Genomic DNA, 15,083 nt, shown 5'->3' on the forward strand with positions numbered 1-15,083 from the left:
CGTCATCATAACAGTTCGGGCGGCAAGGGGAAGCGGGCGCGCTGCCGGCGGACCGTGGGTCTGTCTGGGCCTGTCACGAGATCGGTGTCAAAACCGGCACCCGGCGTGCTGATGGATTGTGCCCTCAAATGCCGGGAAAACCGGCGCTTGCAGTAAATATGCGCGATCTCGAAAATAAGGCGTTTTCCCTGGGGATCGGCGGGTCGCCTTAGCGAATGTTTAAGGTCTGTTTGACAGTGTTTTTCCAGCGCGGGGGAGCGTTGTGCTCCGACATGACATGAGGTCATCCGGTTTGATCGAGCCCGGTTTTCCGCATCGATCCTAACGGAGGATCCGGCCCGCGCCGGGTCCGTGAGCATGGAATGTCTATGACCGCCGCATCTTCCCCATTGAAGCGCAATCTTTCCGTAAGCCAGCGGCTGGCAACGCTTGCCGGTGCCGCTTTCGTCGGGTTTGGCTCCGTGCTCGGGGTCGCCTGGTACGAGGGCCGGCAGGCGAACGATGCCCTGCAGGGCGCGCTCGCCGCGCAGAACGGGCTGACCACGGTCGACGAGGTCCGGCTTGCGACCACCAATCTCGTGCTCAATGCGATGGACAGCATCATCGACCGCGAGGAGGGCGCGATCCAGCCGGCGCGCGCCGCCAGCATCGCCGAGATCCTGAAACTGCTTGAGACGAAATCGACCGATATCAAGGCGCTTGCTGGCCTCATTGGCGGCAGCGATGCGCTTTCGACCTTTGACGCCGATGTGGCGGAACTGCGCCAGGCGATCGGAACGGACCTGAAGGCACTGATCGAAGGCAAGGCTTCGGCTGACGACTTCGGCAAGATCGACGACGCGATCGACGGTGCCGGCGAACGGGTCGCCACGGCGCTCGCCGGCCTTTCCGAAGCGGCAACGACGCTGGTTCAGACGCGCGTTGCCGAGGCGCGCGCCACCTCCGACGAGGCGTTCCAGCTTCAGCTCGCCTCCGGCCTCATCGCCATGGCGACGCTGCTTTATCTGCTCTGGTTCCATGGCAGCACGCTCAGGCGCGGCATTCTCTCCCTGCGCGATGGCATGCAGCGGATCCAGAAGGGCGAACTTTCGACCAAGCTGGAAGCGCTCGACCGCGGCGACGAAATCGGCGCCATGGCGCGCTCCGTCGACCTCTTCCGCCTGTCGGCAATCGAAAAGCAATCTCTCGAACAGAGTGCTGCCCACAGCCGCCGCGAGATCGAGAAGGAACGCGAACAGCAGCAGCAGGAGCGCGAGGAGGCGGTGCGCCGCATCCAGGCGGCGATCGACAATCTCGGCCGCGCGCTGACCCAGCTTGCCGAGGGTGACCTTGCCGTTGCCATCGACCGACCGTTCGACGGCAATCTCGACCAGCTCCGGCAGAACTTCAACCAGACGGTCGAGCGGCTGCGCGTGGTGCTTTCGAGCGTCAAGGACAATGCGCTTTCGATCGAATCCAACGGGCGGCAGATGCGCACGGCGGCCGACGACCTGGCGCGCCGCACCGAGCGGCAGGCCGCTTCGCTGGAGCAGACCTCGGCAGCCCTCGACGAAATCACCGTGACGGTCCGCACCGCGACCCAGCGCGCCGAAGAGGCGAGCCAGATGGTCGACCAGACCCGCACCAATGCCGAGGAGTCCGGCCGCATCGTCGGCCAGGCGATCGCCGCCATGGCCCGCATCGAGGGTGCCTCGAACGAAATCGGCAAGATCATCAACGTCATCGACGAGATCGCCTTCCAGACCAACCTTCTGGCGCTCAATGCCGGCGTCGAGGCGGCGCGGGCGGGCGAAGCCGGCAAGGGCTTTGCGGTCGTGGCGCAGGAAGTGCGCGAGCTGGCGCAGCGCGCCGCCGGTGCCGCCAAGGACATCAAGGCGCTCGTCAGCCGCTCCGGCAGCGAGGTCGGCACCGGCGTCAAGCTGGTGCAGGCGACCGGCGAGGCGCTCGGGCGGATCGGCACCGATGTCGCGCGCATCAACGAACTGATGACCGCGATCGTGATGGCGGCGCGCGAACAGTCGACGGGTCTCAACGAGATCAGCACGGCCGTCGGTCAACTCGACCAGATGACGCAGCAGAACGCCGCCATGGTCGAGCAGACCAATGCCTCCAGCCACACGCTGGCGCAGGACGCCGAACGCCTGACGGACCTCGTCGGCCAGTTCCGCGAAGGGCACACGATGCAGCGCGCCATGCCGACGGCGGCGCCGGCGCCTGTGACGCCCGCGGCGAGGACCGCTGCGCCGGTGCAGACGAAAACACCTGCGGTTTCAGCCGTTCAGCGGCCGGCAGCCAAGGGCACCAGCGAAGCGGTGCCGCTGCGCAAGATCGGCGCTGCCAAAATGGCCTCGTTTCCAACTCCATCTCCCGCCAAGGCCCTGATGGGCAAGCTTGCGGGCGCATTCGGCAACAAACCGGGCTCGGTGCCGTCGACGACGGCCTCCGGTGAAAACTGGGAAGAATTCTGAACATGAGCAACGCAATCAAGCAGTCCGGCGCCTATCTCGAAATCGTGTCGTTCCACCTCGGCGACCAGGAATTCTGCATCGATATCATGGCGATTCGCGAAATCCGCGGCTGGGCGCCGGTAACGCCGATGCCGCATACGCCGCCCTACGTGCTCGGCCTCATCAACCTGCGCGGCGCGGTGATCCCGGTCATCGACATGGCGGCCCGCCTCGGCATGAAGATGACCGAGCCGTCCGAGCGCTCGGCGATCATCGTCACCGATATCGCCGGCAAGCTCGTTGGCCTCCTGGTCGAGCAGGTCTCGGACATGATGACGATCAAGAGCGAGGCGCTGCAGCCGGCGCCGGAGATCATCCCGGAAGCGCAGCGCGCCTTCTGCCGCGGCATCGTCGCTTTGGAAAAGACCATGGTCTGCTTCCTCAACCTCGATACTGTCATTGCCGACGAGTTGGCCCAGGCCGCCTGACGCAAGCTTGTTCCTTATCTGAGAAAGCCCCGGTGCATCGGCGCCGGGGCTTTCTTGCGTTTCGGCGTGTTTTCAGACCGTTTCCGCACGTACTGGAACGGAACGGTCAAGTTAAACTTCGGCAATGAACTTCACGCTTGGGCGATGCCATTGTGACAAAACGTCAAGTGGCTGGGCGGGTTACTTGTACTACTTTACCGGTGTTGCCGGGTGCCCGAACGGAGGCCGGGTGCCTGGTCCCGTCAACAGGAGTTGAACCTATGACAATCTCTCTCAGGAAACTCGCCGCCGTGCTCTCCGTTACGATGGTCATCGCCGGACCGGCCTTGGCCGACAGCTATTACCAGGGCATCGACGTCAACAATCCTCCCGGAACGCAGAACACACACAAGATGATGACGCCAATGAAGCGGCCGAGCGCTTCGGTTGACACGATGTCGACGGGCAGCATCAACAGAATGTCGGCGCCGGCGCCGGCGCCGGTCTACCGTGATCGCAACCCCTATGGCGGATACCAGGGCGGTGATGGCGACTACTACCAGGGCATCGTTCCGCCGACGGCCTACTAGATCATCCTGCGGTGAAGTGGAAACGTTGAAGGCGGAAATTCGATTTGGCATGAATGCGGCAGGGAGTTCACGTAGGTTCGTGTGAACGCACGGAACGTCAGGTGCTTACAAAAGCGGAACGGGTTGCTCCCAGACTTCTCCCTGTTTCGCACCGAAGAGGTTTCGGAAGCGCCCGCAAAGCGGCGGGCGCTTTCAACCTTTGACCGATCGCCTTGCACGCCGATGCCGGCGGCAGGGACCGCTCCTACTGCGGCTTGCCGTTCTGCCAGTTGACCGTCTGGCCGTAGAGCGGAATGGTGGTGATCGACATCTTGGCAGAGCCATCCGTCAATTCGCGCGAATGCGCCAGATAGATCAGCGTATCGTTCCTTCGGTCGTAGATCCGTGTGACGAGCAGGTTCTTCCAGACGAGCGACAAGCCGGCGCGAAACACTTCCTCGCCTTCCTTGGAAAGATCGATGTCGCCGATTTCGATCGGGCCGGTCTGCCGGCAGGCGATCGAATTGTTCGACGGATCCTCGAACCAGTTGCCGTTCTTCAGCCGGTCGATGACGCTGCGGTCGAAATAGGTCACGTGGCAGGTCACACCCTTGATCTTCGGGTCGCTCACGGCATCGATCATGATGTCGTTGCCGAGCCAGTCGACCCCGACTTCGCCGACTGTTTCGGCGCGAGCGGGCAGGGCTGTGGCGGCTATGGCAAGGCCGGCAAAAAAGAGCGCACGAAGCGAACGCGACATGGATGTCCTCCTGCAGCGCCTGACGTCTCACGCAAGGTCGCCGTAGCATTTTGAATTGACGCATGTTTTTGCCGAGGCAATCCCCGGGAAGGCATGCGCTCGGGCAGCCAGGTTCACATAGGTCCGGGAATTGGCTTTACAAGGCGTGCCGGCTCAACCGGTGCCGCGAAGAAGCTGCGGCTCGAGGTTTCGGTGGTCGGCAGCGCGCATTTGCGCGGCGGCGGCGGCAAGCGCCCGTGCGCTGGCCTCGGGCTGGAAGCGGCCGGCGATGGTGCAGCGGTCGCGGCCGTCGGCTTTGGCGTCGTAGAGCGCCATGTCGGCGCGGATCATGATGTCGCTGATCGTATCGTCGGGCTCGGCCTCGGCAAGGCCAATGCTCACTGTCAGCCGGATCGGGCGGTCGAAGCGGCCGATCGGCGTATCGCGCACCGTGCGGCCGATCTCCTCGGCCACCGCAAAGGCGGCATCTTCCGAGTGATTGGGCAGGACGATGCCGAACTCTTCGCCGCCGATGCGCCCGAGCGTGCCGCGCCCGCCGAGACAGGCAGCGACCGTGCCGGCGAAGTGGCCGAGCGCCGTGTCGCCGACCGCATGGCCGTAGCGGTCGTTGATCTGCTTGAAATAATCGAGATCGAGCAGCAGGAAGGTGACGGGTCTCTGGCGCGCAAAACCCACTGCCAGCGCCCGCTGTCCGAGGTCGAGCAGCGCGCGGCGCGACAGGGCGCCCGTCAACTCATCGCGGGCAATGGCGCTCTTGAGGTCGGTGATCACCCGGTTCTGGATCATCAGGATCACGCCGAGGAACAGCACAGGCAGGTAGAAATATCTAAGCACAACGCAGGCGAAGTCCCAGCTGGCCGACGCAAGCGGGGTTTCGGCGGTCCCGTGGGCGATCGGCGAGAAAATCGTGACCGCGATCAGAGCGGAACAGCCGATGGCGGCGCAGCCGATGACGCAGAGGCGCTCGATCGGCCCGGGCGCTACGCGCCGGTGCTGCGAACAGACGGCGATGATCAGCACGAAGGCGGCGGCGATGCCGACGGCCGACAGTGCGTGCAATGTCGCGCTGTGCGGGCCGAAGGCGGCAATCAGCACCACCACGGCCGAAATCGAGGCGGCAGCGACCAGCGGCGTCGACATCGGCCGGAGGACGCCGAGCGCCCGGTGAAAGCCCGAGAGCACGAAAAGACAGGCGCCAATGAGAAAGACGATGCCGATCAGCGACAACGGCCGCAGCGCCGGGATCTCGGACAGCATCAGAAACAGCGTTGCCGCCGCTGCGATGGCGCAGGCGGCTGCAAAATCCGTGCCCCCCTCGACCATGGAGGCCCGCAGGGAAATCAGCACCGGGAGCATCGCCAGAAGAGCGATGATCGATATGGCAGGGAGAAAGCTCATTTCGAAACGGCCTGTCGTGCTAAAATCAACAAAGGCGGCTTGCGTCTCAGCCAGATATGTGACGCCAATTGGTAGCGATGGCGCCTTAACGAAACCCGGCGAAATCCGTTGCAATTTTAGCGATTGGTCGGGATTGGCACGGTTGTTCACAGCGGCGCCCGATCAACCGTGGGGCGGCACGCCGGCAGGCGAAGAGGCGTGCATGAACGGTACCGCCCGCAGCCCCGGGGTGAGGCCCTTCGGGCAGCGCGATCCGAGCCTCGGGCCAGGCATGCGCGCCCCTTGTTTTCAGGGCCCGATACTCACGCAGGAGGACGAACCGGGAGAGGCGACATGTTCACGGCAACGTGGCTCTTCGAGGACAGGGCGGATGCCGGGCGCCAGCTGGCGCGCGCGGTCGAAGACGAGGGGCTTGACGATCCGCTCGTCATGGCGCTGCCGCGCGGAGGCGTTCCGGTCGCCTATGAAATCGCCGTCCATATTGCGGCGCCGCTGGAAATCCTGATCGTGCGCAAGATCGGCGCGCCTGGGCATGAGGAATTCGGTCTGGGCGCTCTGGTCGATGGCGAGGAGCCGGAACTGGTACTCAACCGTCGGGCGATCCGGCTGGTCCGTCCGCCGAAAGGCTATCTGGAGGCCGAAACGGAGCGCCAGCGCGCCGAGATCCTGCGCCGCCGCACGCTCTATTTCGGCGACCGCGCGCCGGCGTCGCCCCGAGCCCGTGATGTAATCCTCGTCGACGACGGTATCGCCACCGGCGGCACCGTGCGGGCGGCGATCAAGGCGCTGCGGCGAATGGGGGCGGGGCGCCTCGTGCTTGCTGTTCCGGTAGCGCCGAAAAGCGAACTTACCGAACTGCGCAGCCAGGTCGATCGCATCGTCTGCCTCGCCACGCCCTTCGCCTTCCGTGCCGTCGGCCTGTACTACCGCAATTTCGAGCAGACGGCGGACGAAGAGGTGCTGGCGCTGATGGAGAAGGCGCGGCTGCGCAACGAGCGCGATTGATCCATGTTCCGGGCAAGCCGGGCTCCGGTTGCCGCGATTTCCGCCAGGCATCCGAATAGTTGCGCGAGGCGGCCGAAACCGTCTTGCAAGCCTCCTTCTCCCGCGCCACATTCCCGGCGCGCGATGTTGCCGGGAGAGGGGTGCCAGAGGAGGCGCCCGGAGGAGATGTCATGGCCGCGAAACTGGAAATCGGAAAGACGCTTGAGGATTTCTGCCGGCCGGAGCGGATGGCGCTCATCGTCTACGACATGCAGGTGGGGATTACCAATCAGGTCAAGAACGGCCCGGCGGTGCTTTCCAAGGTGCTGAAGGTGCTGGACGCTGCGCGGGCCGGCGGGTTTCCGGTGATCTTTCTCCGGCATCTGTCGATGCCGAGGCCGCTGATGGGCGCCTTCCAGCTACGCCAGGCGATGGCCTGGCAGCGGACAGACGATCCGGATGCGGTGCACCCCTGGTTTCTGCGCGGCACGCCGGGCTTCGAGCTGGTGCCAGAACTTGCGCCCCGTGACGACGAGGCGATCCTCGACAAGATCACGTTTTCCGCCTTCGAGGGCACGCCGCTCGCCATGATCCTGCGCGACCTCGGGCTTACTTCCTTCGCCATCTGCGGTATCGCCACGGAAATCGGCATCGACCCGACCGTGCGTCATGCGACCGATCTCGGCCTGGTGCCGGTCGTCGTGCGCGACGCCTGCGGGGCAGGCCACCACGAGGCCGGCGAGCGCGCGATGGAAAACATCGCCTTCATGGGCGATGCGATCATGACCGACGTTCAGGCAATCACCGCCGCGATGACCAAACGCTAGGGGCCGCAGTGCCGCTCCATCCAATCGATCACAGGACCGACAAATGACCGACAAGCTTCACATCCGCCCGATAGCCCGGACCGACTACGAACAATGGCTGCCGCTCTGGGACGGCTACAACGCCTTCTACGGTCGCTCGGGCGAAACCGCGCTGGACCCGGCGATCACCGCCATGACCTGGTCGCGCTTCTTCGACGCCTACGAGCCGGTGCATGCGCTGGTGGCGGAGAGCGAAGGGCGGCTGATCGGGCTTACGCACTACCTCTTCCACCGCAGCACGACGATGATCCAGCCGAACTGCTACCTGCAGGACCTGTTCACCAATGCGGAAGCCCGCGGCAAGGGCATCGGACGAGCGTTGATTGAGGGCGTCTATGAGGCGGCACGTGCCGTCGGCGCGCCACGCGTCTACTGGATGACGCACGAGACCAATGAGACGGCGATGACGCTTTACGACAAGGTGGCGGAGAAGTCGGGGTTTCTCGTTTATCGCAAGGCGGTCTGAGGGCTCTCCCTGCGGCTGCTCACGTCGCCGTGTGCGCGCGGATGCCAGGGACACATGCATCGGGATCCGGCATCCGCGTGGTCCAGATCTCGGTCGGGCCGAAGCCCTTGATGTCCTCGCGGCCGGAGCAAATGAACAGGAAAGACTCGCCTAGTCGCTGCCTGATTTCTGCGGTGGTGGTGATGCAGCCGGGCTTGCCGATCGCTTCCAGGCGCGCGGCAAGGTTCACGGGTGCACCCCAGATATCATAGGCATATTTCGCTCGCCCAAGCACGCCAGCCGTTACCGATCCCGAGGCCATGCCAGCGCGCAGCTTGAGGACGACGCCATGGCGTTCGCCGATCTCGTGGGCCGCGGCGATGGCGCCGAAGCCGAACACTGCCGCCGCCTTCTCGGGCGTGGGGTGCCGGGCGGGCACGCCCGCCACCGCAAGATAGGCATCGCCGATGGTCTTGATCTTTTCGACACCGGTTGCTGCGGCCAGGCGATCGAACTCGCTGAAGAGCTCGTTGAGCAGGTTGACCGTCCGTTCCGGCCCCAGGCTGTTTGACAGGGCCACGAACTGGACGATGTCGATCAGGACAACAGTCGCATGCTCGAATTCGTCGATGATCGTTTCACGCTCGTTCCTCAGCAGGCGCGCCACGATCTCGTCCGGCATGATCGACGTCATCAGGCGGGCGAGCCGCCCCTGCGCCTCTCTCGCCAGGTGGAAGGCATAGTAGATCGTTGCGAAGCACATGAGCGTGAGCGTGATGATCGACGACGAATGGAGGAGTTGCAGGAAACGGGTGTCGTCATAGACACCCGACCGCGCCTGAGGAAACGCGATGGATGCGGCGATGACCGTGATCGCAGCCATTGCGCTGAGGACCGTCACCAGTGCGATGTTTTGAAACCCGAGGATCGCGAAGGCGACCGGCGTCACGCCGAGCAGCGTCAGCAGGACGCCGGAGTCCCGGCCGACATAGGAGGCGATCCAGACGAGGACCACCACACAGATACCGAATTCCCAAAGCCCTGACGCGACGCGGCCGAAGCGATGAAAAAGCGGAGTCATGGCTGCCGCGACGGCTAGCGCGAGATTGGCATAGACGAGGGGAATGAGGCTCGGCTCGCCATAGAGTGCGTAGATGAGGGCAAAGCTCGTGGTGGTGACGACGATCACACAGGCCGCGACATTCGCGACGAGGATGCCTTCACGGTCACCCTCCGCAGCATTTGCTGCGCCCAGCTCCAGCAGGCTGCGAACAGCGCTCGTCCAGGACATGTCTCCACCCACTTTGCGTCGAGGGAGATCGGTACATGGTTTCGTTCAAACGCGAGAATTGTGCCCGCAATATTATTGCACTTCGCCGGTTGGCGCCATGAGATCGATGGTTGTGCAGTCCATAGGGAGTGCACGTGAGGAGGGCTTCGACCTCCTCACGCCTTCTCCACAAATCCATCCAGCACCCGCTTCTGGCCGGCGCGGTCGAAGTCGATGGTGAGCTTGTTGCCTTCGATGGCGGCGATGTTGCCGTTGCCGAACTTCATGTGGAAGACGCGGTCGCCGACCGAGAAACGCGAGGGTTCGGTGGCCGTCGATTTCGCCACCAGCTCGCCGTCGATCGTGCGGCCGCGCGGGCCGCTTTCGCCGTAGCCGATGCGCTCGACCGCGTGGCCGGAGCGGGTGCCCCAGTTGTCGCGGGTGGCGTCGGAGCGGTGCTGCTGGGCGCGCTTCCAGCCGGGCGTGGAGTAGTTGTTCTGGAAGGGATCAGCCTTGTCGAAGCGCGACTGGCCGTAGCCGCCGCGACCATAGCCGCCATAGGATTGTTCATTCTCGGCCACGTCCACATGGGCGAGCGGCAGCTCCTCGAGGAAGCGTGACGGCATGGTCGACTGCCAAAGGCCGTGGATGCGGCGGTTGGAGACGAACCAGATGTGGCAGCGATGCTTGGCGCGGGTGATGCCGACATAGGCGAGGCGCCGTTCTTCCTCAAGGCCGGAGCGGCCGCCCTCATCAAGCGCGCGCTGGTGCGGGAACAGGCCTTCCTCCCAGCCGGGCAGGAAGACAGTATCGAACTCCAGGCCCTTGGCCGAGTGCAGCGTCATGATCGAGACGGCATCGAGGTTCTCGTTCTGCTCGGCATCCATGACCAGAGCGACGTGTTCGAGGAAGCCGCGCAGGCTCTCGAAGGCTTCCATCGAGCGGATGAGTTCCTTCAGGTTTTCCAACCGTCCGGGGGCTTCCGCCGTCTTGTCGTTCTGCCACATGGCCGTATAGCCGCTCTCGTCGAGGATCTGCTCGGCAAGCTCGGTGTGTACGGTCGTTTCAAGCAGGCTCTGCCAGCGGCGGAAATCGGTGACGACGTCGAACAGTGCCTTGCGCGCCTTCGGCTTCAGCTCGTCGGTCTCGATGATCTCGGAGGCAGCCGCCAGCATCGGGATGTCGCGGGCGCGGGCATAGTCGTGCAGCGTGCGCACGGTGGTGTCGCCAAGACCGCGCTTCGGCGTGTTGACGATGCGCTCGAAGGCGAGATCGTCGGCCGGCTGGCAGACGAGGCGGAAATAGGCCATGGCATCGCGGATTTCGAGGCGCTCGTAGAAGCGCGGGCCGCCGATGACGCGGTAGTTGAGGCCGAGCGTGACGAAGCGGTCTTCGAATTCGCGCATCTGGAACGAGGCGCGCACAAGGATCGCCATGTCGTTGAGCTTGTGGCTCTTTCGCTGCAACTGCTCGATCTCTTCGCCGACGGCGCGGGCTTCCTCTTCGGAATCCCAGGCGGCGTGCACCTGCACCTTCTCATCATCCGGATCGGTGCGGTCGGTAAAGAGCGTCTTGCCGAGGCGGCCCTCGTTGTGGGCGATCAGGTGACCGGCAGCGCCCAGAATGTGCTCGGTCGAGCGGTAGTTGCGCTCAAGCTTGATCACCTTGGCGCCCGGGAAATCCTTTTCGAAGCGCAGGATATTGTCCACTTCCGCGCCGCGCCAGCCATAGATCGACTGGTCGTCGTCGCCCACGCAGCAGACGTTCTGCGGTACGCCCTTGGGGCGCTGGGCAAGCAGCCGCAGCCACATGTACTGCGCCGTGTTGGTGTCCTGGTACTCGTCGACGAGAATGTAGCGGAACTTGTCGTGATAGTCCTTCAGCACATCCGCATGCATGCGGAAGATGCGGATCGGGTGCAAAAGAAGATCGCCGAAGTCGCAGGCGTTCAGCGTCAACAGCCGGTTCTGGTAGGCAGCATAGAGTTCGCGGCCCTTGCCGTTGGCAAAGGCGCGGGCGTCGCCCTCGGGGATCTGCGCCGGATCGAGGCCCTTGTTCTTCCAGCCGTCGATCATGCCGGCAAACTGCTTGGCCGGCCAGCGCTTGTCATCGACGCCTTCGGCCTGGATGAGCTGCTTGATCAGCCGCACCACGTCATCGGTGTCGAGAATGGTGAAATCGGAACGCAGGCCGACGAGCTCGGCGTGGCGGCGCAGCAGCTTGACGCCGATCGAGTGGAAGGTGCCGAGCCAGGGCATGCCTTCGACCGCATGGCCGACGAGCACGCCGATGCGCTCCTTCATCTCGCGCGCCGCCTTGTTGGTGAAGGTCACCGCCAGGATCTGCGAGGGAAAGGCGCGGTTGGTCGAAAGGATATGGGCGATGCGGGTCGTCAGCACCCGGGTCTTGCCGGTGCCGGCGCCGGCAAGCACGAGCACGGGGCCATCGAGCGTCTCGACCGCTTCGGACTGTTCCGGGTTGAGGCCGGAGAGATAGTCCGGGCGCGGCTGGGCGCGATCGCGCGCCGCCATGGCGCGCGCGGCGATGCCGCCCGTTGCCGGAATACCTGCGGGGGCGGGCTGCTGCTTGCGCGGCGCCGGCTCCTCGTCGAAGAAGGGAATATCGTCGAAACCACTCATCATGCGGCTCAATGTAGTGATTCGGTGGGGAAAGGCCAGAAAGGATGTTCTTCTTTTATTCCGTTTTCTGCGCCAGCCGCACCAAGCCTGTGGAAAGACAGGCGATTTCGAGACCGCTTATTCTTGGTCGCGCGGACTATTCTTTTGTCTTGTCGAAGGCGGTATCCACAGGCACCTGCAGCGCCGTCGCCAACTGGTTGGTGCGGGCGGCAAGCGAGATTACCCTGAGCAGGTCCGCATGCTCGGCGTCGGTCATGCCTTTCGCCCTTGCCGCCGCCGTATGGGAATGGGCGCAGTAGCCGCAGCCATTGGTGACGGAGACGGCGACATAGAGCATCTCCTTGACCAGCGGATCGAGCGCCGAGGGCGTTGCCATCACCGCTTTCACGTCGCGCCAGGTCTGTTCCAGGAGCTCCGGATCGAAGGCGAGCCAAAGCCACATATTGTTGATGAAGTCGGATTTGCGGGTGGTGCGAATGTCGTCGAACACGGCTTTGACACGCGGATCGGATTCCGGGTTCTGAGGCGGGGATACGGTGCTCATGGGGCTCCTTCGCTGTTGTTCTCGGCGGTTGTGTGCGGGCCGGCCGGTCGCCTGAAGCGGTGACGATAGCCGACGTCGCGGCGATTGCCAGCGCTGCGTTTTGGGGAAGCCGTCGCCGATGCGTTCAGTTGGGGATTTCGTTGCAGGGCTGATTGTTCGTGCCGAATGGTCCGGTCGTAAACAGCACGCCCTTGCTCGAGCCCTGATAGGCGTTGCCGTTCTGCGTGACAATGAAGACCCTGCGGCCGCAAAAGCCCGTCGGCTGCGCGGCAACCACGCGCGTCTGGCCACTGGCGTCAGTGACGGTCTTGGGGTTGCAGGCGCCATAGGGTGTGTCGGCCATGCGAACGGTTGCCGTCGAACTGCGGCTGAGCGGCGCGGAACTGCCGGGTGGGTACGTCCCTGAAGCCGTGCCTGCAGCGGCCACGGTCGATTGCGTGATCTGAAAATCTGCCGTGCTGTCGTCGTAGCGGCACCGCTTGATGGCCCAGATCCAGACGGCAATGTCGCGCACACCGCTCTCGGGATCCTCGGCCGAAGCCGCAATGGTGAGCGGGGCCAGATCGGGGACGCTTCGGCGGCGGTTACAGCAGCCGCTGTCGTTGAAGACCGGGTCGGGATTGCCATGGTCATCCAGGATGCCGGTGATTTCGAGTTTCGTGGTCGGGCCGGTCTTGTCGTCCGCCTGGACAGTCACGGTCTGACACCCCGCAAGAAGCAGGCCCATGGAGACGAGTGCGAATGTCAGGCAAAATGCATGCGGCCCCATGACGACCCCCGCCATTGTCCGTACCGCTGCCCAAGATACTCCCGAAGACTTTTGCCCGCAAACAAGCGCCTTCCTTTGCCGCGCTCGATCAACCCCGCGGCATCGTTGCCGTCCAGAAACGATGCCCGTCCGTCAGCACCTTCCTCTGTCGCTATCGCAACCTCGTCGAACGCTTCGTCAGCACTCAGGCACTTCCGTGCCGTCGTCACCGGCTTCGACAAGCACAGCGAAAACGACCTTGCTCTCGTCAAACTCGCTTCAGCCAAAACCTGGTTGTGCTCTACAGGTCGGTGACCTAGAAGAAGCTTCGAACGCTCGGAGCGGCGTTCAGGCAGGAGCCCGACCATGATCAAGATGAGCGTCTACTATCCGGCCGATGGCGGCTCGAAGTTCGATCACGACTACTACCGCACCCGCCACATGCCACTGATCCAGGAACGGCTCGGCGATGCCTGCCTGCGCTACGAGATCGATAAGGGCCTTGCGGGTCGCGAGCCTGGAAGCGCGCCGGGGTTCGTCGCGGCGTGCCACGTCTACTCGCCGAGCCTCGAGACATTCCAGGAGGCGTTAGGTCCCCACCGCGCCGAGATTGCCGCGGACGTCGCCAACTATACGGACATCGCGCCCATCGTGCAGATCAGCGAAGTCGTTGGAGGGTAGGGTGCTTTGGCGCACCATGACCCATGGTGGCGCAGCCGGTGCAGAACCGGTTGACGGTCGGGGACATGTGGTTGCCGTCGAAGCGTAAACGACCTTGCTCTCGTCAGTCTCGCTTCAGCCAAAACCTGGTTGTGCTCTATAGGTTGGTGACCTAGGCCAGCGCGAAGACGCGGGCCGGGCCGCCGGTGCCGCCGCGGTGCTTCGGTGCGCCGAGGATGAGGGTTGCGCCCTTGACCGGCAGCTTGTCGAGATTGGCTGCTGCCTCCAGCCCCCAGCGACCCTCCGGCAGCCAGGCGTAATGCGTGGCGAAATCGGGCGAGGGGCCATGGTCGAGCGACAGCGTATCGACGGCGATACCGGCTGCCTTGCTTTCCTCGATCAGATATTTGGCCGCCTCGACGTGGAAGCCGGGGAAATGCAGCTTGCCGCCGCCATCGGCATTGCGGAACTTGTCCGTGCCCAGATGCGCGCCCCAGCCCGACAGCATGGCGACGCAGGCGTTTTCCGGGATCTCGCCATTGGCGGCGACCCAGGCCTTGAGGTCGTCGGGCGTCACCTGCGCATCGGCATCGGCCTCAGCCTTCTTTCTGATATCGACAATCACCAGCGGCACCACCAGCTTGTCGACCGGCAGTTCGGCGACCGAGAGGCCATCGGCGGAAAAGTGCAGGGGCGCGTCGACATGGGTGCCGGTGTGTTCGTTCACCCGGAGCTCGAACATGTTGAACTTGTCTTTTGCGTAGTTGAACTTCTCCTCGCGGAAGAACTGCTGCTGGCCGAAGAAGGTCGGGAAATCTTCGTGCAACTCGTGGGTCAGGTCGGTGACGCTTGAATGCCCCTGCGCCAGCGCCGGCGGGGCCGCGCCCACGCTTGCGGCGGCAAGACCCGCGGTTCCGACCGCGGCGGCTTTGAAGAAGCTGCGGCGCGAGAGCATGCGCTCTTTCACCGTTTCCATGACACAGGCATCGCACATCGACTTCTCTCCCCCAAGAGGCCTGAAGACAGGCGCAAAGCCGGCCGAAACACGCTGCCGGCGGTTGCAGGATAGCGCAGTGTCGGCGGCTGTAAATGGTAATTCTCTAGTGAATTTCTGGACAAAGCTGCGAGGCGTCGAGCGAAGCCCCCGTGCGTCATCATCCCGCCAACAAATTCGCTTTTATTACAATTGCGTAATGATGGTATTCTGTCGTTGCCCCGACACGCGCGAACAGGGATACTCCGCGCACAATCGGAACGAACCGCCGGCCGCGCCGCGCTGGGGCGTG

14 protein-coding genes and 1 pseudogene are annotated in these 15,083 nt (G+C 64.0%); 8 read left to right on the forward strand and 7 right to left on the reverse strand.

Annotation, left to right across the window (positions count from 1 at the left end):
* Positions 1–368: 368 nt before the first annotated feature.
* From IB272_RS06515 to IB272_RS06525, 3 genes are all read left to right on the forward strand, one after another.
* A complete protein-coding gene (locus IB272_RS06515; protein ID WP_060582702.1) occupies positions 369–2,468 on the forward strand; it encodes a methyl-accepting chemotaxis protein in 2,100 nt (699 codons plus the stop codon).
* A 2-nt stretch (positions 2,469–2,470) separates the two neighbouring features.
* Entirely contained in the window at positions 2,471–2,935 is a 465-nt protein-coding gene (locus tag IB272_RS06520) for a chemotaxis protein CheW (RefSeq protein WP_034792537.1), read from the forward strand.
* A 260-nt stretch (positions 2,936–3,195) separates the two neighbouring features.
* Positions 3,196–3,504 (forward strand): hypothetical protein, encoded by a 309-nt coding sequence (locus IB272_RS06525; RefSeq protein WP_060582703.1) that lies wholly within the window; start codon positions 3,196–3,198, stop codon positions 3,502–3,504.
* A gap of 244 nt (positions 3,505–3,748) precedes the next feature.
* Here the strand turns inward: IB272_RS06525 and IB272_RS06530 are convergent, their stop codons facing one another.
* Entirely contained in the window at positions 3,749–4,243 is a 495-nt protein-coding gene (locus IB272_RS06530) for a CreA family protein (RefSeq protein ID WP_034792543.1), read from the reverse strand.
* Between the two features lie 153 nt (positions 4,244–4,396).
* A complete protein-coding gene (locus IB272_RS06535; protein WP_162732998.1) occupies positions 4,397–5,641 on the reverse strand; it encodes a GGDEF domain-containing protein in 1,245 nt (414 codons plus the stop codon).
* A gap of 333 nt (positions 5,642–5,974) precedes the next feature.
* On the opposite strand from IB272_RS06535, the gene IB272_RS06540 reads away from it, so the two are divergent.
* The 3 genes from IB272_RS06540 (at position 5,975) to IB272_RS06550 (ending at position 7,957) form a co-directional block, all read left to right on the forward strand.
* Positions 5,975–6,646, forward strand: coding sequence for a phosphoribosyltransferase (locus IB272_RS06540; protein WP_060582705.1), 672 nt, complete (start codon positions 5,975–5,977; stop codon positions 6,644–6,646).
* 170 nt (positions 6,647–6,816) lie between these two features.
* Positions 6,817–7,452 (forward strand): isochorismatase family cysteine hydrolase, encoded by a 636-nt coding sequence (locus tag IB272_RS06545; protein WP_060582706.1) that lies wholly within the window; start codon positions 6,817–6,819, stop codon positions 7,450–7,452.
* Between the two features lie 43 nt (positions 7,453–7,495).
* Positions 7,496–7,957: a GNAT family N-acetyltransferase gene (locus IB272_RS06550; protein WP_060582707.1), complete on the forward strand. Its 462-nt coding sequence runs from the start codon at positions 7,496–7,498 to the stop codon at positions 7,955–7,957.
* A gap of 19 nt (positions 7,958–7,976) precedes the next feature.
* Here IB272_RS06550 and IB272_RS06555 read toward each other — a convergent pair whose 3' ends face one another.
* From IB272_RS06555 to IB272_RS06570, 4 genes are all read right to left on the reverse strand, one after another.
* Positions 7,977–9,227 carry an adenylate/guanylate cyclase domain-containing protein gene (locus tag IB272_RS06555; protein ID WP_060582708.1) on the reverse strand — a complete coding sequence of 417 codons (1,251 nt, stop codon included), beginning with the start codon at positions 9,225–9,227 and terminating at the stop codon, positions 7,977–7,979.
* Between the two features lie 155 nt (positions 9,228–9,382).
* On the reverse strand, positions 9,383–11,848 hold the full coding sequence (locus IB272_RS06560) for a UvrD-helicase domain-containing protein (RefSeq protein ID WP_060582709.1): 2,466 nt from the start codon (positions 11,846–11,848) through the stop codon (positions 9,383–9,385).
* 133 nt (positions 11,849–11,981) lie between these two features.
* A complete protein-coding gene (locus IB272_RS06565; RefSeq protein ID WP_060582710.1) occupies positions 11,982–12,389 on the reverse strand; it encodes a carboxymuconolactone decarboxylase family protein in 408 nt (135 codons plus the stop codon).
* 124 nt (positions 12,390–12,513) lie between these two features.
* The gene (locus IB272_RS06570; RefSeq protein WP_060582711.1) at positions 12,514–13,158 is read right to left on the reverse strand and encodes a hypothetical protein; all 645 of its coding nucleotides are present in this window, start codon (positions 13,156–13,158) and stop codon (positions 12,514–12,516) included.
* Positions 13,159–13,292: 134 nt separating this feature from the next.
* On the opposite strand from IB272_RS06570, the pseudogene IB272_RS34850 reads away from it, so the two are divergent.
* Both IB272_RS34850 and IB272_RS06575 read left to right on the forward strand, forming a co-directional pair.
* Positions 13,293–13,452 (forward strand): annotated as a pseudogene (locus tag IB272_RS34850) (IS5/IS1182 family transposase); the annotation flags it as partial.
* A 51-nt stretch (positions 13,453–13,503) separates the two neighbouring features.
* Positions 13,504–13,818 (forward strand): EthD family reductase, encoded by a 315-nt coding sequence (locus IB272_RS06575; protein ID WP_034792570.1) that lies wholly within the window; start codon positions 13,504–13,506, stop codon positions 13,816–13,818.
* Between the two features lie 151 nt (positions 13,819–13,969).
* Here IB272_RS06575 and IB272_RS06580 read toward each other — a convergent pair whose 3' ends face one another.
* Positions 13,970–14,791, reverse strand: coding sequence for a cyclase family protein (locus tag IB272_RS06580; RefSeq protein WP_034792573.1), 822 nt, complete (start codon positions 14,789–14,791; stop codon positions 13,970–13,972).
* Positions 14,792–15,083 lie beyond the last annotated feature (292 nt).

It is taken from the genome of Ensifer sp. ENS08, assembly GCF_014852195.1.
GTDB classification, from domain to species: Bacteria; Pseudomonadota; Alphaproteobacteria; order Rhizobiales; family Rhizobiaceae; genus Ensifer; species Ensifer adhaerens.